The sequence below is a fragment of the Glutamicibacter uratoxydans genome (genome assembly GCF_006539925.1).
Lineage (GTDB): Bacteria > Actinomycetota > Actinomycetes > Actinomycetales > Micrococcaceae > Glutamicibacter > Glutamicibacter uratoxydans.
Window position 1 is genome coordinate 1 of the sequence record NZ_BJNY01000013.1, and the last position, 21,981, is coordinate 21,981.

At 61.5% G+C, this 21,981-nt stretch carries 21 protein-coding genes; 6 read left to right on the forward strand and 15 right to left on the reverse strand.

The features are described 5' to 3' along the window. Positions 1 to 42: 42 nt before the first annotated feature. The 7 genes from AUR04nite_RS11810 to pdhA form a co-directional block, all read right to left on the reverse strand. Positions 43 to 1,686 (reverse strand): ABC transporter ATP-binding protein, encoded by a 1,644-nt coding sequence (locus AUR04nite_RS11810; protein WP_141365256.1) that lies wholly within the window; start codon positions 1,684 to 1,686, stop codon positions 43 to 45. Positions 1,687 to 1,689: 3 nt separating this feature from the next. Continuing rightward, a complete protein-coding gene (locus AUR04nite_RS11815; RefSeq protein ID WP_141365258.1) occupies positions 1,690 to 2,712 on the reverse strand; it encodes an ABC transporter permease in 1,023 nt (340 codons plus the stop codon). Continuing rightward, positions 2,705 to 3,631 (reverse strand): ABC transporter permease, encoded by a 927-nt coding sequence (locus AUR04nite_RS11820; protein WP_141365260.1) that lies wholly within the window; start codon positions 3,629 to 3,631, stop codon positions 2,705 to 2,707. The genes AUR04nite_RS11815 and AUR04nite_RS11820 overlap by 8 nt, the downstream gene beginning before the upstream one ends. 192 nt (positions 3,632 to 3,823) lie before the next feature. After that, positions 3,824 to 5,467: a peptide ABC transporter substrate-binding protein gene (locus tag AUR04nite_RS11825; RefSeq protein ID WP_141365262.1), complete on the reverse strand. Its 1,644-nt coding sequence runs from the start codon at positions 5,465 to 5,467 to the stop codon at positions 3,824 to 3,826. Between the two features lie 198 nt (positions 5,468 to 5,665). Beyond that, a complete protein-coding gene (locus AUR04nite_RS11830; RefSeq protein ID WP_141365264.1) occupies positions 5,666 to 6,961 on the reverse strand; it encodes a dihydrolipoamide acetyltransferase family protein in 1,296 nt (431 codons plus the stop codon). Continuing rightward, positions 6,961 to 7,962: an alpha-ketoacid dehydrogenase subunit beta gene (locus AUR04nite_RS11835; RefSeq protein WP_141365266.1), complete on the reverse strand. Its 1,002-nt coding sequence runs from the start codon at positions 7,960 to 7,962 to the stop codon at positions 6,961 to 6,963. The genes AUR04nite_RS11830 and AUR04nite_RS11835 overlap by 1 nt, the downstream gene beginning before the upstream one ends. Then, positions 7,963 to 9,081: a pyruvate dehydrogenase (acetyl-transferring) E1 component subunit alpha gene (pdhA, locus tag AUR04nite_RS11840; protein WP_141365268.1), complete on the reverse strand. Its 1,119-nt coding sequence runs from the start codon at positions 9,079 to 9,081 to the stop codon at positions 7,963 to 7,965. A 151-nt stretch (positions 9,082 to 9,232) separates the two neighbouring features. Between pdhA and AUR04nite_RS11845 the strand changes: the two genes are divergently transcribed. Next, positions 9,233 to 9,700 carry an Lrp/AsnC family transcriptional regulator gene (locus tag AUR04nite_RS11845; protein ID WP_141365274.1) on the forward strand — a complete coding sequence of 156 codons (468 nt, stop codon included), beginning with the start codon at positions 9,233 to 9,235 and terminating at the stop codon, positions 9,698 to 9,700. An 81-nt stretch (positions 9,701 to 9,781) separates the two neighbouring features. Here the strand turns inward: AUR04nite_RS11845 and AUR04nite_RS11850 are convergent, their stop codons facing one another. Together AUR04nite_RS11850 and AUR04nite_RS11855 are read right to left on the reverse strand one after the other, a co-directional pair. Next, on the reverse strand, positions 9,782 to 11,404 hold the full coding sequence (locus AUR04nite_RS11850) for a solute symporter family protein (RefSeq protein WP_174787881.1): 1,623 nt from the start codon (positions 11,402 to 11,404) through the stop codon (positions 9,782 to 9,784). Continuing rightward, complete coding sequence (locus AUR04nite_RS11855; protein ID WP_141365276.1) at positions 11,401 to 11,748, reverse strand: DUF485 domain-containing protein; 348 nt, start codon at positions 11,746 to 11,748, stop codon at positions 11,401 to 11,403. Before AUR04nite_RS11855 ends, AUR04nite_RS11850 begins: the two co-directional genes overlap by 4 nt. Positions 11,749 to 11,959: 211 nt before the next feature. On the opposite strand from AUR04nite_RS11855, the gene AUR04nite_RS11860 reads away from it, so the two are divergent. The 4 genes from AUR04nite_RS11860 to AUR04nite_RS11875 are packed head-to-tail and all read left to right on the forward strand — an operon-like array spanning position 11,960 to position 15,776. After that, positions 11,960 to 13,141: a sensor histidine kinase gene (locus AUR04nite_RS11860; RefSeq protein WP_141365278.1), complete on the forward strand. Its 1,182-nt coding sequence runs from the start codon at positions 11,960 to 11,962 to the stop codon at positions 13,139 to 13,141. Between the two features lie 33 nt (positions 13,142 to 13,174). Continuing rightward, positions 13,175 to 13,891 (forward strand): LytR/AlgR family response regulator transcription factor, encoded by a 717-nt coding sequence (locus AUR04nite_RS11865; protein ID WP_141365280.1) that lies wholly within the window; start codon positions 13,175 to 13,177, stop codon positions 13,889 to 13,891. Positions 13,892 to 13,906: 15 nt separating this feature from the next. After that, complete coding sequence (locus tag AUR04nite_RS11870) at positions 13,907 to 14,308, forward strand: hypothetical protein (RefSeq protein WP_141365282.1); 402 nt, start codon at positions 13,907 to 13,909, stop codon at positions 14,306 to 14,308. Between the two features lie 43 nt (positions 14,309 to 14,351). Then, a complete protein-coding gene (locus tag AUR04nite_RS11875; protein WP_141365468.1) occupies positions 14,352 to 15,776 on the forward strand; it encodes a sodium/solute symporter in 1,425 nt (474 codons plus the stop codon). Positions 15,777 to 15,887: 111 nt separating this feature from the next. Here the strand turns inward: AUR04nite_RS11875 and AUR04nite_RS11880 are convergent, their stop codons facing one another. The 6 genes from AUR04nite_RS11880 to rpsB all read right to left on the reverse strand — a co-directional run bounded on the left by AUR04nite_RS11880 (position 15,888) and on the right by rpsB (position 21,038). Next, positions 15,888 to 16,460 carry a DivIVA domain-containing protein gene (locus AUR04nite_RS11880; RefSeq protein ID WP_141365284.1) on the reverse strand — a complete coding sequence of 191 codons (573 nt, stop codon included), beginning with the start codon at positions 16,458 to 16,460 and terminating at the stop codon, positions 15,888 to 15,890. A gap of 115 nt (positions 16,461 to 16,575) precedes the next feature. Beyond that, a complete protein-coding gene (locus AUR04nite_RS11885; RefSeq protein WP_141365286.1) occupies positions 16,576 to 17,715 on the reverse strand; it encodes a phosphatidate cytidylyltransferase in 1,140 nt (379 codons plus the stop codon). Beyond that, positions 17,715 to 18,272, reverse strand: coding sequence for a ribosome recycling factor (frr, locus tag AUR04nite_RS11890; protein WP_141365288.1), 558 nt, complete (start codon positions 18,270 to 18,272; stop codon positions 17,715 to 17,717). The genes AUR04nite_RS11885 and frr overlap by 1 nt, the downstream gene beginning before the upstream one ends. 59 nt (positions 18,273 to 18,331) lie before the next feature. Continuing rightward, positions 18,332 to 19,054: a UMP kinase gene (gene pyrH, locus AUR04nite_RS11895; RefSeq protein WP_141365290.1), complete on the reverse strand. Its 723-nt coding sequence runs from the start codon at positions 19,052 to 19,054 to the stop codon at positions 18,332 to 18,334. Positions 19,055 to 19,244: 190 nt separating this feature from the next. Continuing rightward, positions 19,245 to 20,081: a translation elongation factor Ts gene (tsf, locus tag AUR04nite_RS11900; RefSeq protein ID WP_141365292.1), complete on the reverse strand. Its 837-nt coding sequence runs from the start codon at positions 20,079 to 20,081 to the stop codon at positions 19,245 to 19,247. A 141-nt stretch (positions 20,082 to 20,222) separates the two neighbouring features. Beyond that, entirely contained in the window at positions 20,223 to 21,038 is an 816-nt protein-coding gene (rpsB, locus tag AUR04nite_RS11905; protein ID WP_141365294.1) for a 30S ribosomal protein S2, read from the reverse strand. 394 nt (positions 21,039 to 21,432) lie between these two features. Here rpsB and AUR04nite_RS11910 point away from each other — a divergent pair, with 394 nt between their 5' ends. Then, on the forward strand, positions 21,433 to 21,960 hold the full coding sequence (locus AUR04nite_RS11910) for a M23 family metallopeptidase (protein WP_246055511.1): 528 nt from the start codon (positions 21,433 to 21,435) through the stop codon (positions 21,958 to 21,960). Positions 21,961 to 21,981: the final 21 nt, after the last annotated feature.

The following is a 21,981-nucleotide window of genomic DNA, read 5'->3' on the forward strand; positions in this document are numbered from 1 at the left end:
CTTTTGGCAAACGGCGCCCTTCTCGAAGATTCTTCTGTAGAACTAGATCAGGCTCGCACCTGGGATCGCATTCAACAGGTTGCGCGTGTAGTCGCTCTTCGGCGCATCGAAAATCTCGTCGACAGATCCCTGCTCAACGATCTTTCCGCGTTCCATCACACACACGTCATCGGCGATCTGGCGGACCACCGCGAGGTCGTGGGTAATGAACAAGTACGTCAAGCCCATTTCGCGCTGCAGCTCGTCGAGCAGCTCCAGGACCTGGGCCTGGACCAACACGTCGAGCGCAGAGACTGCCTCGTCGCAGACGATCATTTCCGGCTGCAGTGCCAGTGCACGCGCGATGGCGATGCGCTGGCGCTGGCCACCGGAGAGCTCATTCGGGAAGCGGTGCATAGTCGCTGCCGGCATGGAAACCTGCTCCAGCAGCTCCTTGACCTTCTTCTGCCGCGACGCCGAATTACCGATGCCGTGGATGCGCAGCGGCTCTTCGATGGTGCGGTAGATCGAGTACATCGGATCCAGGGAACCATAAGGATCTTGGAAGATCGGCTGTACACGGCGGCGGTACTTGAACAGCTTCTTCTCGCTGAGGTTGCCGATCTGCTCGCCGTCGAAGTGGATCTCGCCACTGGTCGAGTCAAGCAGGTTCAGCACCATCTGGGCGATGGTCGACTTGCCCGAGCCCGACTCGCCCACCACAGCAGTGGTGGTGCCCTTGGGAATCTCGAAGGAGACGTTGTCCACCGCGGTGAACTTCTCCTTCTTGCCAAAGCCCTTGCGGATGTCGAAGACCTTGGTCAGGTTGCTGACCTTCAGCAGCGGCTCTGCCTTCGCAGCGGCCACCTCGTCCACGGCAGCCTCGTGCTTGTCTCCGCGCTGTGCAGACAGCGAAGGTGCGGAGTTGATCAAGCGCTGGGTGTATGGGTGCTTCGGGTTGCGCAGAATTTCAAGAGCTGGTCCGTATTCAACGACGCGGCCCTTGTACATCACGACGACTTTCTCGGCACGCTCCGCTGCCAGACCAAGGTCGTGGGTAATCAGCAGCACCGCGGTGCCCAGCTCGTTGGTCATGTTGTCCAGGTGGTCCAGGATCTGCTGCTGCACAGTCACGTCCAGCGCACTGGTCGGCTCATCAGCGATCAGCAGACGCGGGCGGCAGGCTAGGCCGATGGCGATCAGCGCACGCTGGCGCATGCCACCGGAGAACTCGTGCGGGTACTGACCCGCGCGGGTCTCGGGGTTGGGCAGGCCGGCATCGGCCAGCACCTGGGCCACGCGCTTCTTGGGGTTGTCCCCCGCCAAGCCGTTGGCCTTCAGGGTTTCCTTGACCTGGAAGCCGATCTTCCACACTGGGTTCAGGTTCGACATCGGGTCCTGGGGAACCATGCCGATGTGGTTGCCGCGCAGCTCAACGAAGCGCTTCTCGCTGGCATGGGCAATGTCTTCTCCATCGAACAGGATCTGTCCAGCGGAGACGCGGCCGTTGCCAGCCAAAAGGCCGATGGCAGCCAGCGCCGAGGTGGACTTGCCGGAACCCGACTCGCCCACGATGGCCACGGTCTCGCCGGGCATCACGGTGAAATTCGCGTCGCGCACTGCGTGGACCGGTCCATCAGGAGTGGAGAAGGTAATCGCCAAGTCCTTGATTTCCAGCAACGGCTTTGGGGTTGCGTTCTCAGTCATGGCTTAGGCTCCCTTCCGGGCCTTGGGATCCAGTGCATCGCGCACTGCATCGCCGAGCATGATGAAGCTCAGAACCGTTACCGATAGGAACAGTGCAGGCCACATCAGCATCATCGGGTTGGTACGCAGCTGGGTCTGGGCCGAGGCAATATCATTGCCCCAGCTCATGATGTCCGGCGGCAGTCCGACGCCCAGGAATGACAGCGTCGCCTCGGCCACGATGTAGACGCCGAGGTTCACGGTGGCCACAACGATGATTGGAGCCAGCGAGTTCGGAATGACGTGGCGCACCAGCGACTTGAACTTGGACAGGCCCAGCGAACGCGAAGCCTTGACGAAGTCCGCATTGCGCGCCTCGATCACTGCGCCGCGGGTGATGCGGGCCAGCTGAGGCCAACCGAAGATCGAAAGCGTGACGATCACCGTCCACACACTCTTGTTGTCGCGGAAGGCAGGCAGCTGCATCACGATGATGGCGCCCAGGATCATTGGCAGTGCGAAGAAGATGTCGCCCAGGCGTGCAAGCACGGTGTCGATCCAGCCGCCGTAGAATCCTGCCAGCGCACCAATGGCGCCGCCGAGGATGATTACGACGATGGTGGTCATGACGCCGACCATCAGGGATGCGCGCGTGCCGAAAATGACTCGTGCGTAGATGTCGCAGCCCTGCAGGTTGAATCCCATGAAATGGCCAGCGCGGCCAGGTTCATTAGAATTCTCCAGCTGGCAAGCTTCCTTGCCTGTGGGATCAATCGAGGTGAACAGGTGCGGGAATGCCGCCACCACGATGACTGCAAGAATCAAGATTCCCGAGATGATGAACAGCGGCTGCTTACGCAGTGAACGCCATGCCTCGGCCCACATGGACAGCGGCTTGCCGGCCGCCTTGACCGAATCGACTGCCTGCAGCGGGGTCTCCTCCAAAGGAGCAACGTAGTGCTCGATCTTGTACTTGGAGACCTTGCCGGCACGGTGGCTGCTGATCGGCAGACCAGCTTCAGGATTATTATTTTGGTTCTCAGGCATAACGGATCCTTGGGTCAAGCAGTGCGTACAGCATATCCACGATCAGGTTGGCGAGCACGAAGACGATCACCAGAACACCGACCACGGCAACCACTGTCGGGGTTTCGCCCTTGAGGATTGCCCGGTAAAGCAGGTTGCCAACGCCGGGGACGTTGAAGATGCCCTCGGTGACAATCGCGCCGCCCATCAGGGAGCCGAGGTCGGCGCCGAGGAAGGTCACTACTGGAATCAGCGAGTTGCGCAGGATGTGCACCGTGATGACGCGTTGGCGGGACAAGCCCTTGGCGGTTGCAGTGCGGACGTAGTCTGCGGTCTTGTTTTCAATGACCGAGGTACGGGTCAGGCGAATGACGTAGGCCAGGGATACCAGGCCAAGCACCAGTGCAGGCAGGATCAATTCGCCCCATGTTGCCGCACCGGATACTGTCGGCTTCACCCATTGCAGCTTCACGCCGATGACGAACTGCAGCACGAAGCCCAGAACGAAGGTTGGAACTGCGATGACGATCAGCGATGCGATCAGCACGGTGGAGTCGAAGAGCTTGCCCTTGCGCATACCGGCGATGACACCGAAGAGGATGCCGAAGATGCCTTCAATGAGCAATGCCAGAACTGCTAGACGGGCAGTGACTGGGAATGCGCGTCCGAGCAGGTCACTGACTTCCTGGCCTGAGAAGGACATGCCCAGATCGAAGGTCAGCAGGTTCTTCAGGTACAGGCCGTACTGCACCCAGAAGGGCTTGTCCAGGTTGTACTGCGCTGTGAGCGCTTCGCGGGTGGCATCGCTCATCGGCTTGCCGCCGGACAGCGCGGCAATTGGATCGCCGGGAGTCGCGAAGACCAGGAAGTACACGAGCAGCGTGGCACCGATAAATACCGGAATCAGCTGCGCGATTCGCTTGAGGGTAAAACTTAACATGCTTGCATCTCACCTCGAGACACCAGAGGGCACTTGGCCATTATTTTCCTCTTTCCGTCAGAGGTCGTCTGACGATATTTTTTGCGAGGTAGGACAGACACGCCAAAGGGAGACCCTCATTATGTTGGGCCTCCCTTGACGTGTTTTCAGTCAGATTTGGCCTTGATCAGGCCAATTGCTGAAGGAAGAGACTTACTTGCCAGTGATTTCGTTGTACAGCGGTACGCCGTTCCAGCCGAAGTGAACGTTGGAAACGTTGTTGCTCCAGCCACCCTGCACTGCTTGGTACCACAGCGGGATGGCAGGAAGATCCTTGAACAGGATTTCCTGGGCCTGGTTGAAGATCTTTGCACCCTCAGTTGGATCGGTCGCTGCCAAGCCCTCGGAGAGCTTTGCGTCGAATTCCTTGCTGGAGTACAGACCGTCGTTGGAACCGGCTCCGGTGCCGAACAGTGGGCCCAGGAAGTTGTACAGCGATGGGTAGTCGGCCTGCCAACCGGTGCGGAAGCCGCCGGTCATCTTGTGGCTGGTGACCTTGTTGCGCAGTTCCTTGAAGGAGCTGAATGGCTGTGCAACTGCGTTGATGCCAAGGTTGTTCTTCAGCTGGTTCACAACAGCCTCGACGTATTCCTTGTTGCCGGCGCCGTCGACGTTGTAGCCAACGGTGAACTCAGCATCCGAAGCCCACTTGGAGATCTCATCGGCCTGTGCCCACAGCTTCTTTGCTTCGTCAGCGTTGAAGTCCAGCACATCCGAGCCTGGGATGTCCTTGTTGTAGCCTTCAAGAACTGGTGCGGTGAAGTCCTCAGCCTTGACCTTGCCGCCCTGGTACACCTTGTCGATGATCAGCTGGCGGTCGATGGCGCGGGAGATGGCCGCACGGCGCAGGTTGCCCTCTTCGCCCTGCTTGAAGTGATCCAAGTAGCCAGGGATCGTGATGGTGGCGTTGCCTGCGTATGGCGAGTTGACCCAGCGGTCGCCCAAGTCGGTCTGGTACGAAGCCAGCTGATTTGGCGGGATCTGGTCCAGGACATCCAAGGTGTCGGACATGACGTCGTTGTATGCCGACTCGGTGGACTGGTACACCTTGAAGTCGATGCCGCCGTTCTTGGCGGCGCGTGGGCCCTGGTACTTGTCGTTGACATCCAGCTTCAGGTTGACGTCGTGGTTCCACTCGGTCAGCTTGTATGGGCCGTTGCCAATTGGCTTCTGGCCGAAGGCCTTTGGATCCTTAAATGCTGCTTCTGGAAGTGGCATGAAGGCGGTGTAGCCGAGGCGCAGCGGGAAGTCCGACTCAGGGTTGGACAGCTCGACGGTGAAGGTGGTGTCGTCCACGATCTTCAGGCCGGACATCTTGTCCTTGGTGGACTTGGCTGCGTTGACCTCGTCGAAGCCCTTGATGGATTCGAAGAAGTACGAGTTCAGCTGAGCGTTCTTCGCTGCAGCGCCGAAGTTCCATGCATCCACGAAGGAAGCCGAAGTCACTGGCGAACCATCCGAGAAGGTCTGGCCCTTCTTCAGCTTGATGGTGTAGTTCTTAGAGTCCTTGGTTTCGATGGACTCTGCTAGCTCGTTCTGAGTGGTGCCGTCAGCTGCGTAGCTGACAAGGCCGGTGAAGATCAGGTCCATGACGCGGCCGCCGCCAACTTCGTTGGTGTTAGCCGGCAACAGGCCATTCTGCGGTTCGGTGGTGTTGGCAGTGACAACGTACGAAGCGTTGCCGCCTTCAGCATTGTTGTCAGCTGGCTTGTCGGACGAGCCGCCGCCACATGCAGACAGGGTCAGTGCCAAGGCGCCGGACAGAGCCAGTGCCTTTGATGCGTGCGAGTATCGCATCCTTTTTCTCCTCAACAGTTCGTTGCTGCTTCCGCAATTCGCGTCAGCTGTGCGTCATAGCGTGAGCTATAGCACTTAGTGAATGAGATTACATCAAATATTGCGAAACAACCAATGAATATTAATGAAGCTTACGCTTGAGATCCACTATTTCATTCAAGTAGCTGATTTTGTCGCTTGTCAAGAGGGTGATGAAAATTAGATAAAAAAGTTCATCATCCCTGGGTCCTCAAGCACCGCGCCAATACCAGCCAAAAACTCGCTGGCTTCCTTGCCGTCGACAACACGGTGGTCGAAGGACAATGCCAGCGTGCAGGTGCTGCGCAGGGCCAATTCTCCTTGGTACTCCCAAGGGCGTGGTTTGACTTGGCCCAAGGCCAAGATTCCCGTCTGCCCGGGAGGCAGAATAGGTGTACCGGCGTCGACGCCGAACACCCCGACGTTAGTGATAGAGAATGTCCCGCCACTGAGCTGGGCCGGTGTCAAGTCGCCCGAGCGTCCGAGGGCAACCAGCTGGTTCAATTCTGCGGCAAGTGGTTCTAATGCCTTATTCTGTGCCTCTTTGACCACAGGGACAAGTAGTCCGCGGTCACTGGCGACTGCCATGCCCAGATTTACAGCGCCAAACTGGATAATTTCGTCATTTACCTCATCCCAGCGCGAGTTCAAGGCAGGGAACTTCAGCAGCAGGCGGGAAACCAATAGCGCACTGAGCGAGGTGAAGTTGACCTTGGTGTCACGGAACTCTCTGCGCTGGCGCAGCTTGTCGATCAGTTCCAAGGACTTGGTGACGTCCACCGTCAGGAATTCCGTGGCATGCGGCGCGGTGAAGGCGGATTGGACCATCGCCTTGGCGGTTGCCCTGCGCATGGCGCTGATCTTGATCCGGCGGTCTTGGCCGCCAGAGGCGGCGGGAACGGAGGACTGGGCCGGGGCAGCCGCGGCAGCCGGCTGCCTCAGAAGCGCTTCAACATCCCGGCGCAGCACCAGCCCGTGGGGGCCCGTGCCGACGACACTGGAGATCTCGATTCCATGATCACGGGCGAACTTGCGCACCGGCGGGGTGCTGCGTGCAACCTCGTGGTGCACGACCGGCTCCGGCGTGGCCGACTGCTCGGCGGCAGCCGGTGCGGCGCTGCGGCCGCGGCGCGCCGGACGCTTTCCGCTGGCGGCCGGAGCGCCGTAGCCCACCAGGGTAGGAGTGCGTTCGCCGGTTGGTGCCGGCGTATCGCCCCCGGCATCTTCAGGGGCCTTGTCATTGTCAAAGGTGACCAGTGCAGCCCCGACTGGGACAACTTGGCCTTCATCGGCATGGAGCTTCTGGACGATGCCTGCAAATGGCGAAGGCAGCTCCACCACTGCCTTGGCGGTTTCCACTTCGGCGATGATCTGGTTCAGCGAAACATGCTCGCCGACTTTGATCTTCCAGTTGAGCACCTCGGACTCGGTCAGGCCTTCGCCGAGGTCCGGCAGGTTGAAAGTTTGGGCGGTCATCACTTGGCAGCTCCTTCGGTTGCCTCGTGGTGGCGCATCACGGTGTCCACCGCGTGCATCACCCGATCCAGGTCAGGTAGGTGGTGGCTTTCAAGCCGGGATGGCGGATAGGGAATGTCGAATCCCGTCACCCGCAGCGGGGCATGCTCCAGGTAGTCGAAGCAGGTTTCGGTGATCTGCGCGCAGATTTCTGCGCCCACGCCGCTGGTCCGGCTGGCCTCATGAACGACCACCAGCTTGCCGGTGTGCTTCACGGAGTTGGCCACTGTGTCGATATCCAGCGGGTCAAGTGTGCGCAGGTCGATCACTTCAAGGCTGACGCCTTCATCCTCTGCCGCTAGGGCTGCTTCAAGCAGCGTGTAGGTGGTGGGGCCATAGCCGACAATTGTCACGTCCTCGCCCTCGCGGACCACCTTGGCCTTGGGCGAGCCGTCCTTGGCAGGTGTGGACAGGTCGATGTCCGCCTTCTCGTGGTAGCGGCGCTTGGGTTCGAAGAAAATCACCGGATCGTCGCAGTCGATCGCCTGGCGCAGCATGGTGTAGGCGTCCTGCACGCTGGACGGGGCGAAGACGCGCAGGCCCGCGGTGTGGGCGAAGTAGGCTTCGGGAGATTCCGAGTGGTGCTCCGGCGAGCCGATGCCGCCGCCGTAGGGAATGCGCACGGTGACTGGCATTTTCACGCGTCCGCGCGAGCGGTAGTGCAATTTAGCCAGCTGCGAGACCAGCTGGTCGAAGGCTGGATAGGTGAACCCGTCGAACTGGATTTCCACCACCGGGCGGTAGCCGCGGTAGGCCAGGCCGATGGCGCTGCCCACGATGCCGGACTCGGCCAGCGGGGTGTCCACCACCCGGTGTTCGCCGAATTCGCTCTTCAGTCCGTCGGTCACGCGGAAAACGCCGCCCAGGGTGCCGATGTCCTCGCCGAGCAGGATGACCTTTTCGTCATCGCTCAGGGCATCGTGCAGGGACTGGTTCAATGCCTTGAGCATTGTTGTTGCCATTTAGCGCCCATCCCCTTCAAATCCTGCAAGGTAGTTCATGTACTCATCGCGCGCACGGCGGCTTGGCTCATGCGCCTCGGCGTAGACATTGTCAAACATCTGCTCCACCGTTGGATCAGGCATCGCGGTGATTGCCGCGCGCAGCTGGGCTGCCAGTTCGTCGGCCGCGTTCTGCGCCCGCTGTTCATAGGACTGCACATCGGCGCCGATCACATGCAGGTACTTGACCAGCCGGTCGATCGGGTCCTTGGCCCGCCACTTTTCCAGCTCGGAGTCCTTGCGGTAGCGCTTTGGATCATCCGCGGTGGTGTGCGAACCCATGCGGTAGGTGACTGCTTCGATGAAGGTCGGGCCCAGACCGTTGCGGCAATGGGCCAGCGCCGCCTGGGTAGCCGCGTAGACCGCCAGAATGTCATTGCCGTCGACGCGCCAAGTCTTCAGCCCGAAGCCGTGGGCGCGGTCTGCGATCTGGGTGCGGCTTTGCAGGGCTACCGGCTCGGAGATGGCCCACTGGTTATTCTGGCAGAAGAACAGCACCGGCGCTTGGTAGCTGGCGGCGAAGACCATTGCTTCGTTGACGTCGCCCTGGCTGGTGGCCCCGTCGCCGAAGTAGGCGATGGCGGTTTCATCTCCGCCGTCGAACTTGATGCCCATGCCGTAGCCGGCGGCGTGCAGGGCCTGGGAGCCGATGACGATCTGCTGGCAGGCGATGTTCACTTCATGCGGATCCCAGCCGCTGGCCTGGGCTCCGCGCCAGACGCTGAGCAGGTCTTCAGCCTTCACTCCCCTGGCCCAGGCGACGCCGTGCTCGCGGTAGGAGGGGAAGATGAAGTCGGTATCTCGGGTGGCGCGCACGGAGCCGATCTGCGCCGCTTCCTGGCCCAGCAGCGGAGCCCACAGCCCCAGCTGACCCTGGCGCTGCAGCGCTGTGGCTTCGGTGTCCATGCGGCGCAGCACGACCATGTCCCGCAGGAAATCTGCAAGATCCGATTCGGTCAGCTTGGCAACATAGTGGTCTAGTTCTGAATCGGGAACTCGTTCCCCGGCGACGTTTAGCAGCTGTTGCGTCGGTATGTTCTCCGCTGCAACGTCAACATGCTTGGTGGACACGATCAGCATCCTTACTCTTGCGTTGTCGGTATAGCGATATGGATTCTCACATCGCCTTTAATGTGATGCTACTCACGCAACGCAGATTGCACAATGGCTTGGAAACAATTAGTGTAAAAAGCCCTGTTATGGACCTGACTTCGGTGATAACGTGCACACTATGCAGCTTCTGGACCAAACAGACCGCCGTATTCTGCTGGCGCTTTCCACCGCCGCAAAGAAGACCGGCTCCGCCATTGCCGCCACCCTAGGGCTGGGGCGCAACACAGTGCAGACCCGGATGACGCGGCTTGAAAATGAGGTGCTCGATTCCATCGACCATCGAGTCCCGCCGGCCGCCCTGGGCTACGGGCTGCTCTCCTTTGTGGAGCTCCACGTCGACCAGCGCCATCTCGAAGACATCGCGGCGCAGCTGCGGCTGATCCCTGAAGTGCTAGAAGCGCATGGGCTGACCGGAAGCGCCGACATCCTGGTCCGGGTGGCGGCTAAGGACGCGCAGGAACTCTTCCGCGTCCACGGCCAGCTGCTGCACATCCAAGGAGTCAACCGGGCCGACTCGGCCCTGTCGATGGCCGAGCTGGTCCCCTACCGCACGACTAATCTCCTGGCCCACTCGCTCAAATCCTGAAGCTAATCGAAGAACGTCCGGGGACCAGCTCGCGCTGGCCCCCGGACGCTCTTATTGAATTATCTGCAGCGCTTCTGCGCTTTAGTGGTCGACCGCCTTTTCAGCACCGACACCGGTCAGCGAGCGGACTTCCATCTCTGCAGCCTTTTCCCGGTCTTCCGTACCAGGGTCCGTGATCGAACCGATCCAGCCGAGCAGGAATGCCAGCGGGATGGAGACCAGGCCAGGGTTGGCCAGCGGGAAGATGGAGATGTCGATGCTTGGAATCATCGAGGTTTCCTTGCCGGAGAATACCGGCGAGAAGATGATCAGCACGATGGCCGAGATCAGGCCGCCATACATCGACCAAACAGCGCCGCGGGTCTTGAAGCCCTTCCAGAACAGCGAGTACAGGATAGTCGGCAGGTTGGCCGAAGCGGCGACTGCGAAGGCCAGCGCCACCAGGAATGCCACGTTCTGACCCTGGGCGCCGATGCCGCCGGCGATGGCGAACAGGCCGATGACCACAACGGTGCGGCGGGCAACCTTCATTTCCTGCTCGGGATTCGACTTGCCTTTGGAGATCACCGATGCGTAGATGTCGTGGGCGAAGGAAGCCGCTGCGGTGATGGTCAAGCCGGCAACCACCGCCAGAATCGTTGCGAAAGCCACCGCGGAGATCAGGCCCAGCAAGACGGTTCCACCCAGTTCATAGGCCAGCAGCGGAGCCGCCGAGTTCACGCCGCCCGGGGCGGCCTTGATCTTGTCCGGACCGATCAGCGCACCGGCGCCGAAGCCCAGCACCAGGGTGAACAAGTAGAAGGCGCCGATCAGCCAGATCGCCCAAACCACCGACTTGCGGGCTTCCTTTGCGGTTGGCACCGTGTAGAAGCGCATCAGCACGTGAGGCAGGCCGGCGGTGCCAAGCACCAGGGCCAAGGCCAGTGAGATGAAGTCGAGCTTGGTGGTCCCGGTCTTGCCGTATTGCAGGCCCGGATTCAGGATTTCAGGGTTTCCTGCCACTTCGGCGGCCTTGCCCAGCAGAGCGGAGAAGTTGAAGCCAAAGAGTGCCAGGGTCCAGACGGTCATCACCAGCACGCCGGCAATCAGCAGCACTGCCTTGATGATCTGCACCCAGGTCGTGCCCTTCATGCCGCCAACCAGTACATACAGGATCATCAGCGCGCCGACGATCACGATGACCAGCGACTGGCCGGCCTTCGAATCGATGCCCAGCAGCAGCGAAACCAGCGCGCCCGCGCCGGCCATCTGGGCCAGCAGGTAGAAGACGCAGACAGCAAGGGTGGAAACTGCCGCAGCAATGCGCACCGGGCGCTGCTTGAGGCGGAAGGACAGCACATCGGCCATGGTGAATTTGCCGGTGTTGCGCAGCAGCTCGGCAACCAGCAGCAGGGCTACCAGCCAAGCCACCAGGAATCCGATGGAGTACAGGAAGCCGTCGTAACCGTTGATGGCGATGGCTCCAACAATGCCCAGGAAGGAGGCTGCGGAAAGGTAGTCGCCGGCAATGGCTGTTCCGTTCTGGGTGCCGGAGAAGGAGCGCCCGCCAGCGTAGTAGTCGGCGGCGGTCTTGTTGTTCTTGCTGGCCCGCAGCACGATGACCAGCGTGACACCGACGAACGCCACGAAGATCGCAATGTTCACGATCGGGTTGCCGACGGTAGTCTTTTCAGCGGCCTGCGCCAAAATGCTCAGGTGGTTCACTTTACGCCTCCCTGCTTCTCAAGGCGCTCGCGGATCTTGGTGGCCTTTGGATCTAGCTTGTTATTGGAGAACCGCACATACAGGGCGGTAATGGTGAAGGTCGAAACAAACTGCAACAGGCCTAGGACGATGCCCATGTTGACATTGCCGATGACCTTGATCGACATGAACTCGTGGAAGTAGTCAGCCAAAAGTACGTAGGCGAAATACCAGACGATGAAGAAGATCGCCATGGGGAATACGAAGCTGCGGTGGGTGCGGCGCAGCTCCTGGAACTCCTCGGACTGGCTCTCCGCCACAAAGTCGATGTCGCTCCCGACTTCGTTGTGGGGATTGGCACTCATGATGCCCTCCTTGTGCGAGTGATGAATACATTTCCAATGGTGTGACCAGGGGCACACCCTTTCTGTGACTAAGTTCACTATTAGTGATAAACGAGCTTCCCACTAGTGCTTTGAGAGCCCGCGTGGCTCAACGGAGCAAATCCTGCGCTCAACGGCGCACCGCCGGTCGGCAAGCGGTCATGGTTACGGCGCAGATCGTAAGATTGTTTTTATGTCTCCCGCGCTGCAGATCACGCTCATCGCCACCATCGTGGCTGTCGGCATTGCCGCCATCGGCTATTTCGGATTCAAAATCTCCAGGTCAACCAAGGAGATGGGGACCGACGCGGAGGAGGCAACATTCACCACGCTGCATCACATGTCCGTTGCGGTCCCCCATCTGGAACGTGGCCTGACCAGCGAGGGAGCCGCCAAGAGCGCCAAGGCACTGCGTCGGCTGCTGAACTGCCCAGTGCTGTTGATCTCCGACACCCGGAGCATCCTTGCTACGGATTCCGGGATCGATTTCACCGCGGCGCTGGAAGAGGAGGCAGGCAAGGCTTTTTCCACCGCCCTGGCCACCGGCAAGACGCAGGTGAACCGCTCGTCGGGGCAGGACTTCGTCTCGGCCCCCATCATGGTCGGAGACCAGGCGGTGGGAACCGTGACAGCACTGACCCCGCGAGCCGGTGCGGGATTCGTCCGAGCCGTCTCCGAGGTGGCGGTCTTCGTCTCCGCACAGGTTTCCACCGCGCAGCTCGACGAGAACAAGGCGATGCTGCTCGAAGCCCAGATGCGGGCGCTGCGCGCGCAGATCTCCCCGCACTTCATCTACAACTCGCTAAATGCGATCGCCTCCTTCATCAACACCGATCCGGCCCGCGCCCGCGAACTGGTCATCGAGTTCGCCGACTTCACCCGCTATTCCTTCCGCCGCCGCGGAGAATTCACCACGCTGGCCGAGGAGCTGGAGGCCATCGACCGCTACCTGCTGTTGGAAAAGGCCCGCTTCGGCGAGCGGATCAAGGTTTCGCTGCGCATCGCCCCCGAGGTGCTGCCCACCCAGATCCCCTTCCTTTCGCTGCAGCCGCTGGTGGAAAATGCTGTGCGCCACGGCCTGGAGGCCCGCGAGGACGGCGGGGTCATCTCCATTACCGCAACCGAGGACGGGCTGCATGCGGTGATCAGCGTGGAGGACGACGGGGTGGGCATGGACCCTGAGCAGCTGGCCAGCGTGCTCGCCGGCACCACCGTGAACATGCATGTGGGTCTGCGCAATGTCGATGTGCGCCTGCGCCAGCTCTATGGCAACGCCAATGGGCTGATCATCGATACGGCGCCCGGGGCTGGAACGCAGATCACCATGAGGATCCCGAAGTTCAGGCCCCCTCGCCCGGCCGGCACCGGCGCCTGAACACGCTGAACATAGACTAGGTAGAATCGAATCATGATTAATGTGGTGGTCGCCGACGACGAACTCCCTGCGGTAGAGGAGATCGCTTTCCTGCTGAGCCAGGATTCAAGGATTGGGAAGATCCACCGGGCCACCTCCGGAGCCGCCGCGCTCAAGGCCCTGGAGGAAAACGAAGTCGACGCGTTGTTCCTCGACATCCATATGCCGGCCCTGTCCGGGCTGGACATCGCCCGGGTCATCTCGCGCTTCTCCCATCCCCCGCTAGTAGTTTTCGTCACCGCCGACGAAGACCAGGCGCTCCAGGCCTTCGAGCTGGCCGCCGTGGACTACGTCCTGAAGCCGATCCGCCCGCAGCGCCTGGCAGAATCGGTGCGCCGGCTGTGCGAACTGGTCGAAGAGACCCCCGCCAAGCCGGAAATGATCACCGTGGACCAGGGCGGCATCACCAAGCTGATCCCGCGCAGCGAAATCTCCTATGTGCAGGCCCAGGGCGACTACGCCCGGCTGCACACCAAGGATTCAAGCTACCTGATCCGCGTGCCGCTCAACGACCTCGAGCAGCAGTGGGCCGAATCGGGATATGTGCGCATCCACCGCTCATACCTTGTCAGCATGGACAAGATCGAGAACGTGAGGCTGCAGACCGGCAAGGCCGCGGTGCTGGTCAACGGCACCGAGCTGCCGATCTCCCGTCGCGCCCTGCCCTACCTGCGCGAGCGCCTGGCCGCCAACCGCGTCCGCCCGCTGTAGCCGGCGGCCCGCCCAGTGAGCAACGAGCAAAACGAGCAACCAGAGCAGCTGCCCGGCCGCCTTGCCTCGCAGCGCCCGCAGCGCATCAGGGTCCAAGCCCCGCAGGATGCGTCGCTGAATGTTCCCCTGGCCCGCCCGGAGCACAATACCGCTCAGGAATTCTACGTCCGCCAGCTGATCCGCTCGCAGCTACGCCTTGCCGTGGCAGTGGCCGCCGGGCTGCTGGCCATGCTGGTGGGCATCAGCGCTCTGCTGGCGCTGTGGCCGACGGCCTATGAGTTCACCCTGTTGGCCATCCCGCTGCCCTGGTGGATCCTGGGCATCGGCATGTACCCGCTGATCATCATCGCCGGGGTGCTCTACAACCGCGCGGCGGCCCGCAACGAGGAACGCTACCGGAGCATCAGCCGTGACTAGTCTTTTTTCATCGCTCGCACTGGTCGTCGTCTGCGTCACCACGATGCTGATCGCGTTCTACGGGCTGCGCCTCTCGCGCACCACCAGCGACTTCTACGTGGCAAGCCGCAGCGTGAAGCCCTGGTGGAACGCCTCAGCGATCGGCGGCGAATACCTCTCCGCCGCATCATTCCTCGGCGTGGCCGGGCTGATCATGCTCACCGGGCAGTCGGGCCTGTGGTTCCCCATCGGCTATACGGCCGGCTATCTGATGCTGCTGCTGTTCGTCGCCGCGCCGCTGCGCCGCTCCCAGGCCTATACGATCCCTGATTTCGCGCAGATCCGCTTTGAGGATTCAAAGTCCCTGCGCAAGCTGACCACCTACCTGGTGGTGGTGATCTGCTGGCTGTACATCGTGCCGCAGATGCACGGGGCCGCCTTGACCTTGTCCATCGCCACCGGGCTTCCGGGCTGGGTGGGGCCGGTCGTGGTAGCGGCGGTGGTGGCCATCACCGTGGTCTCCGGCGGCATGCGCTCGGTGACCTTCGTGCAGGCATTCCAATACTGGTTCAAGCTCGCCTCGCTGGTGATCCCCACAATCTTCCTGCTGATCCAGGTGATCCCCGAGCAGGACACCGCAGACAGGCTGCGCAGCCTGGGCACGCAGCTGGAGAACATCTCCGGGCTGAACCTCTACGAAACGATCTCCATCATCCTTGCCCTGCTCTTCGGCACCCTGGGGCTGCCGCATGTGCTGGTCCGCTTCTACACCAACCCCACTGGCCACACGGCCCGCACCACCACGGTGATCGTGCTCGGGCTGCTCTCCGCCTTCTACCTGCTGCCCACCACCCTGGGCGTGCTGGGGCTGCTCTATATGCCATGGCTGGGATCCACGAACGAGACCGACGCGACGGTGCTGCTGCTACCCTCGGCAATCTTCGACGGCTTCCTCGCCGACGCGCTGACCGCCATTGTTGTCGGCGGGGCCTTTGCCGCCTTCCTGTCCACCACCTCCGGCCTGGTGGTGTCCCTGGCCGGCGCTCTGTCCCAGGAATTCTTCGCCGGCACAGTGCGCGGCTTCAGGATCTCCACGGTGCTGGCCACCGCGCTGCCTGTGCTGATTGCTGTAGTGACCAATTCGCTGGCGCTGGCCGGGGCCATTGGCAACGTCTTTGCGTTCACTGCCTCGACCATCTGCCCGCTGCTGCTACTGGGCATCTGGTGGAGGTCGCTGACCGCCAAGGGGGCGATGGCCGGCATGCTGGTCGGCGCGGTGACCTGTGGACTGGCGTTAATGCTTTCCAGCGTGATTCCGCCGGTGGACGAGCTCTGGTTCCATATGATGCGCCAGCCTGCCGCCTGGAGCGTGCCTCTGGCCTTCGCGGTGATGATTGCTGTGTCCCGCTCGACCCGCCGCGCGGTCCCTTCGAACACCGATACGGTCATGGCGCGGCTTCATGTGCCGGACCGCGGGGCCCAGCTCTAGGATCCGCCGGGCCGCGCGAAGCATCCTGCCACTGGAATGCATCCGAATACAGGACAAGCCGCCGCGGCGGGAAGATGCTCCCGCTGCGGCGGCTTGCCGTGAAGGTGATGCCTAGTCGATCGATGCCATCAGTTCGACCACGCGGTCCAGGAACGCGTCGACCTGCGACTCCTCGTAGCCGTCGGTTCCCGTGGCGGAGCGGAACTCCACGCGGCGCACGGCGTCCACAGACATCGGCACGTCGCGCTCGAAGTAGTCGATGAGCTGGTCGCACAACCGGTCGACGTCCTTGATGTTGTAGCTTGAGGCGTTCGAGCGCGAGGGGCGGCGGAAGCGCTCGCCCTTGGCCCGGTGCAGGCGCGCCCGCAGGATCGCTGCCAGGCGGCCCACCTGCTGCAGCCAGACTTCTTCTCCCTGGTGCGCGATCAAGTCGTCGCGCTCGCGCTTGGCGAAGACGTCTTCCAGGCGGTCCAGCGCGCCGTCGACTTCGCGGGCCTGGTAGCCGCCCTTCTGCGGGGCGAAAGTGGTGCGGCGGATCAGGTGGCTGGTGACCACGGCGTCGTCATTGCCTTCCCCGTTGAAGGTGGCACGGGACCGGCTGAGAAACGCATCAACCTGCTTAACGCTGTAGCCGAATTCCGTTTCCGGTACTCGGGAAAACGGAGCATCTTGCTGCTGCGACACGACACTGTTCCTTTTCTGTCTTGGGTTTCTAGGTGGGCGGCTTGCGCCCAACGTCCCTAGTTATTCTATGGGTTCTGGCAAAACATTGCTTAATGGCCACACCCCCGGCCTGCTTTTAGCTCAGCGAAAGGCTCCAGGTGAGCAGGTGGGAAATCAGGTAGCCCAGCGGAATCACGAAGAGCACCGAGTCCAGCCGGTCCATGATGCCTCCGTGGCCCGGCAGCAGGCTGCTCATGTCCTTGATGCCTAGTTCCCGCTTGACCATTGATTCGGAGAAGTCTCCGGTGGTTGCGGCGATGGTGGTGAAGAACGCCAGGATGATGCCGGTCCACCAAGGCATGTCCATCCAGAAATGCATAGCCAGCGCGCCGACGAGCATCGAGCCGAGCATCGAGCCGGCAAAGCCCTCCCATGACTTCTTGGGGGAAATCTTCGGGGCCATCGGGTGCTTGCCGAACAAGACCCCGACGATATAGCCGAAAGTGTCGTTGCTGACAGCCAGCAGCAGGATCGTGGCGATCATCCATTGGCCGCGCGGGCCTTCGAGAATCAGCAGCGCAAAGGACAGCAGCAACGGCACCCAGCTGATTATGAACACGCTGCTCATCACCGAGGCGGCGGCGCCCTTCAGCCCCTCCATGAGCCTGAAGAGCAGGGCGATCAGCAGGCTGACCAGGTAGGTGAAGCCCAGTGCTTCCAAGCCGCCCCAGAGCGCGCTGATGGGCATGAGGGCCGAGGCGAGAAACAGCGGCAGCATTGGCACCGAGGTTTTGGCATGCGTAGTGGCCCGGGCGACTTCCCAGCAGCCCACTCCGGAGATCAGCACCACCAGGAAGACCAGCAGCGGTTCAAACCAGAACAGCCCCGCCAGCACCAGCCCGAGCATGAGCGCGCCGACGGCGATGGCTGCCGGCAGGTTGCGCCCGGCCCGCGAGGCCTTGGGCTGGGCTGCCGGCGGTGCGGCCACCGCCGCGGCCGGGTTCAACGGCACGGCAATCGCCGCAGGCTCCGGGGCCGGCGGCGCTTCAACTGGCTCGTCCGGCTCGGGCGAAGCCTGCACCGACGAGGCAGGCTCTACCGCGGCGGCTGCTTCCTGCAGTTGTTGGCCCGGCTCGGCCGTGCCGGCTTTGGCGGCCTTTTCCTGGGCCTCGCGCCGCGCCCGTGCTTCGCGTCTGGTCAGCGGGGCGCCGTCACCGGATGCCACTGAGGGCACCGCCGAAGCTGTGCCCTCAGTGTTTTCTGTCGAGCCTGGCATTAGACTTCCAGCAGCTCGGCTTCTTTGTTCTTCAAGATCTCGTCTACCGCATCCACGTGCTTCTTGGTCAGCGCGTCCAGTTCCTTCTCGCCGCGGCTGCCGTCGTCCTCGCCGACCTCACCGTCCTTGACCAGCTTGTCGATGGCGTCCTTGGCCTTGCGGCGGTGGTTGCGCAGCGCCACGCGTGCGTCCTCGCCCTTGGCGCGGGCCAGCTTCACATACTCCTTGCGGCGCTCTTCGGTCAGCACCGGAAGCACCACGCGGATCATCTTGCCGTCGGAGGATGGGTTGGCGCCGACCTCCGGGTCGCCCAGGGCCTTTTCGATTTCGCGCAGTGCGGTCACGTCGAACGGGGTGATGGTGATGGTGCGCGCTTCAGGCACTGCAAAGGATGCCAGCTGCTGCAGCGGGGTTGGCGAACCGTAGTAGTCAACCATGACCTTCGAGTACATGCCTGGGTGTGCGCGGCCGGTGCGGATGGTCGCGAAGTCCTCCTTGGCTGCCTCGATGGTGCGGTCCATCTTTTCGGCGGTCTCCGCCAAAGTTTCGTCAATCACCGGTACTCCTCAAGTACAAAAAGTTTAAATCTAGTTCAATCCTATGCCACGATCACCGCTTATGCGGTGACGGTGGTGCCAATTCGCTCGCCGCGGATGGCGCGTGCCACATTGCCTTCGCCTTCCATGCCGAAGACCAGCATGTCCAGCTTGTTGTCCTTGCACATGGTCATGGCGGTCTGGTCCATCACGCGGATGTTCTTGACCAGCGCCTCGGTGTAGGTCAGGGTGTCCAGCTTGGTGGCGGTGGGGTCGGTCTTAGGGTCGGCGGTGTACACGCCGTCCACGCCTGACTTGGCCATCAGCACTTCGTCGGCGTCGACTTCCAGCGCACGCTGGGCAGCGACGGTGTCGGTGGAGAAGTACGGCAGGCCAGCGCCGGCACCGAAGATGACCACGCGGTCCTTTTCCATGTGGCGGATGGCGCGGCGCGGGATGTAGTTTTCTGCGACCTGGGCCATGGCGATGGCCGACTGCACGCGGGTTTCAACGCCGCACTGCTCCAGGAAGTCCTGCAGGGCCAGGCAGTTCATAACGGTGCCCAGCATGCCCATGTAGTCTGCGCGGGAGCGGTCCATGCCTGAAGCCGACAGCTCGGCGCCGCGGAAGAAGTTGCCGCCGCCGACGACGATTGCCACCTCGACCTCGCCCACGGTCTGTGCGATCTGTTCGGCGATGCCGCGCACGGTCTTGGGGTCGACGCCCACCTTGCCGCCGCCGAACACCTCTCCGGAAAGCTTGAGCAGTACGCGGCGTCGTTTGGTTTCTGGGCTGGTTGACATGGGGTCTAACTCCTGCAAGTCGTAAATCTGAGGGGATCTTATCAATCCGAATCTAAACTACCCTGTGATTCGGGCTCAAGAAAAGGGAGGCGAGCCACCGAGTTGTGCTCGGTGCTCACCTCCCTTTTCTTTGGTGCAGCGGGGTCAACCGCCGCGAAATGCTTTAGTCAGCCGGCGAAAGCGAAAATGCTTAGGCGCCGACGCGGAAGCGTGCGAAAGCAACAGGCTTGGTGCCTGCTTCTTCCAGTACGGAACCGACGGACTTCTTGGCATCCTTGGCGAAAGCCTGGTCAACCAGGACGATCTCCTTGAAGAAGCCGGTCAGGCGGCCTTCAACGATCTTGGTCAGTGCAGCCTCTGGCTTGCCTTCGGCGCGAGCGGTCTCGTCAGCGATGCGGCGCTCGTCGGCAACCTTCTCTGCTGGAACCTCGTCGCGGGTCAGGAAGGTAGGAGCCATTGCGGCGGTGTGCACAGCAACGTCGTGTGCGATGGCTGCAGCGGCTTCCGAAGCGGAGTCAACGGCCAGCAGAACGCCAACCTGTGCAGGCAGGTCCTTGCTGGTCTTGTGCAGGTAAGCAGCAACGTGCTCGCCCTCAACGCGGGATACGCGGCGGACAACAACCTTCTCGCCGAGGATTGCGCCCTCTTCGATGACGGTGTCGCCAACGGTCTTGCCGTCAACCTCGAATGCCAGCAGAGCCTCAACGTCTGCAGCGCCGGAAGCAACAGCTGCGTCCAGAACCTTGTTTGCCAGGGTGATGAACTTGTCGTTCTTGGCAACGAAGTCGGTCTCGCAGTTGATCTCGATCATGACGCCGACCTTGCCCTCGACCTTGGCGGCAACCAGGCCCTCGGCGGTCGAACGGCCTTCGCGCTTGGTAGCGCCCTTCAGGCCCTTGACGCGAATGATCTCGATGGCCTTCTCGGCGTCGCCGTTGGCCTCGTCCAGAGCCTTCTTAACGTCCATCATGCCGGCGCCGGTGCGCTCGCGCAGTGCCTTGATATCAGCAGCGGTGTAGTTTGCCACGTGCAATCCCATTCAGCTAGGAGTTTTCAAGTTAGTTTGCCCGTGGGACGGGTCGGATCACCAACCCGTCCCACGAGAGTTTGGAGTTGTCCTACAGGCAGGTTAGCGCCTGCAGGCAAACTCCGAGAGTCATCAAAATGACTACTTGGCTTCTGGAGCCTCGGTCTCGGCAGCAGCCTCGGCCTTAGCCTTCTCGCCCTCAAGCAGCTCGCGCTCCCACTCAGCCAGTGGCTCAGCGGCGCCCTCGGTCTTGCCTGCAGCCTTGTTGTTCTTGGCGATGAGGCCTTCGGCCACAGCGTCGGCAACAACGCGGGTCAGCAGGTTGACGGAGCGGATAGCGTCGTCGTTACCCGGAATTGGGTAGGTAACTTCGTCTGGGTCGCAGTTGGTGTCCAGGATGGCGACAACAGGGATGCCCAGCTTCTGAGCTTCGTCGATTGCCAGGTGTTCCTTCTTGGTGTCAACGATCCAGATTGCCGATGGGGTGCGGTTCAGGTTGCGGATACCACCGAGGTTGTTCTGCAGCTTGGTCAGCTCGCGCTTCAGCAGCAGCAGTTCCTTCTTGGTGTGGCCCGAACCGGCAACATCGTCAAAGTTGATCTCTTCCAGTTCCTTCATGCGCTGAACGCGCTTGGAGACGGTCTGGAAGTTGGTCAGCATACCGCCGAGCCAGCGCTGGTTCACGTATGGCTGGCCAACGCGGTTAGCCTGCTCAGCAATTGCTTCCTGAGCCTGCTTCTTGGTGCCGACGAACAGGATCGAGCCGCCGTGTGCAACGGTCTGCTTGACGAAGTCGTAGGCGCGGTCGATGAACGACAGCGACTGCTGCAGGTCGATGATGTAGATGCCGTTGCGCTCGGTCAGGATGAAGCGCTTCATCTTTGGGTTCCAGCGACGGGTCTGGTGGCCGAAGTGGACGCCGCTGTTCAGCAGCTCTCGCATGGTTACGACTGGCATGTCGCAACTCCTTTCAGCAGTAGCGGACCGGGCGCGCAAACGCCCGCGGTAACTGCCCTAGTTGGTTTGGGTTGTTGCAGATCAACGTTGTGTTCATCCGCCCTAGTACAAACCCCGGAATGCTTGGCATCCTGCCCGGCGTCCACCGATTCTCTCGGACCACTGGAACTGCCGGTTTCCACCATCCACGGCGGAAGAGCTTGTACGCGAAGTCAATTTCCTGATGAAACCGGCCCATTTTGGACACGGCTAAGTAAGAAAACTGCAATCTCAAGTGTACTACACCGGTTATGAGCAGCGGCACGGGATGAAAGGTGATCTAGCTCCACAAAAGTTGCCCACAATCGGCATCATTATGAGGCTCGGCACCGTACGCCCATCCCACCCTTGAACCATGAAGAAACACCTGCTCCTAGCCACGATCCAAGCCATCGCCCTTGTAGCGTCACTGACCTCGAGCCCCGCGAGCGTTCCAACACTCCCCCAGACCCCGACGCAAATGCTGCGCCAAGAGTCCGGATGGAGTTGGCCGACCGCAGGCGAACCAAGAATCCTGGTTCCGTTCGACAAGCCAGAACAGCGCTGGTCCTCGGGCCACCGAGGCATCGACTTGTCGGCGGATCAAGGTGACCAAATCTATGCACCCAATAAGGGCAGGGTGACGTTTCGTTCGACAGTCGTGGATCGGCCTGTGATCGTCATCGACCACGGTTCAGGCTTCAAAACAAGTCTCGAGCCTGCCGAAAGCGACCTATCGGTGGGCACGTGGGTTGAGGCCGGCTCCAAAATCGGCACGGTCTCTACCGGCGCGCACTGTTCTAATCGGTGCCTACATTGGGGTGTTCGGTTAGATGGTGAATATATTGATCCGGCGCTATTGATCAAAGACCTGCGTCCGTCGATCCTGCTTCCACTGGCCTAGGCACAAAAAAACTTTCTCCCT

What these genes read in the sequence shown, in the direction of transcription:
- pdhA (WP_141365268.1), bottom strand. Translation starts at nt 9,081, where the DNA reads ATGCTGATCGTGTCCACCAAGCATGTTGACGTTGCAGCGGAGAACATA.
- AUR04nite_RS11830 (WP_141365264.1), bottom strand. Translation starts at nt 6,961, where the DNA reads ATGACCGCCCAAACTTTCAACCTGCCGGACCTCGGCGAAGGCCTGACC.
- AUR04nite_RS11810 (WP_141365256.1), bottom strand. Translation starts at nt 1,686, where the DNA reads ATGACTGAGAACGCAACCCCAAAGCCGTTGCTGGAAATCAAGGACTTG.
- AUR04nite_RS11875 (WP_141365468.1), top strand. Translation starts at nt 14,352, where the DNA reads ATGCTGATCGCGTTCTACGGGCTGCGCCTCTCGCGCACCACCAGCGAC.
- AUR04nite_RS11855 (WP_141365276.1), bottom strand. Translation starts at nt 11,748, where the DNA reads ATGAGTGCCAATCCCCACAACGAAGTCGGGAGCGACATCGACTTTGTG.
- AUR04nite_RS11820 (WP_141365260.1), bottom strand. Translation starts at nt 3,631, where the DNA reads ATGTTAAGTTTTACCCTCAAGCGAATCGCGCAGCTGATTCCGGTATTT.
- AUR04nite_RS11845 (WP_141365274.1), top strand. Translation starts at nt 9,233, where the DNA reads ATGCAGCTTCTGGACCAAACAGACCGCCGTATTCTGCTGGCGCTTTCC.
- AUR04nite_RS11835 (WP_141365266.1), bottom strand. Translation starts at nt 7,962, where the DNA reads ATGGCAACAACAATGCTCAAGGCATTGAACCAGTCCCTGCACGATGCC.
- AUR04nite_RS11815 (WP_141365258.1), bottom strand. Translation starts at nt 2,712, where the DNA reads ATGCCTGAGAACCAAAATAATAATCCTGAAGCTGGTCTGCCGATCAGC.
- AUR04nite_RS11885 (WP_141365286.1), bottom strand. Translation starts at nt 17,715, where the DNA reads ATGCCAGGCTCGACAGAAAACACTGAGGGCACAGCTTCGGCGGTGCCC.
- AUR04nite_RS11825 (WP_141365262.1), bottom strand. Translation starts at nt 5,467, where the DNA reads ATGCGATACTCGCACGCATCAAAGGCACTGGCTCTGTCCGGCGCCTTG.
- AUR04nite_RS11865 (WP_141365280.1), top strand. Translation starts at nt 13,175, where the DNA reads ATGATTAATGTGGTGGTCGCCGACGACGAACTCCCTGCGGTAGAGGAG.
- rpsB (WP_141365294.1), bottom strand. Translation starts at nt 21,038, where the DNA reads ATGCCAGTCGTAACCATGCGAGAGCTGCTGAACAGCGGCGTCCACTTC.
- AUR04nite_RS11860 (WP_141365278.1), top strand. Translation starts at nt 11,960, where the DNA reads ATGTCTCCCGCGCTGCAGATCACGCTCATCGCCACCATCGTGGCTGTC.
- AUR04nite_RS11910 (WP_246055511.1), top strand. Translation starts at nt 21,433, where the DNA reads ATGAAGAAACACCTGCTCCTAGCCACGATCCAAGCCATCGCCCTTGTA.
- pyrH (WP_141365290.1), bottom strand. Translation starts at nt 19,054, where the DNA reads ATGTCAACCAGCCCAGAAACCAAACGACGCCGCGTACTGCTCAAGCTT.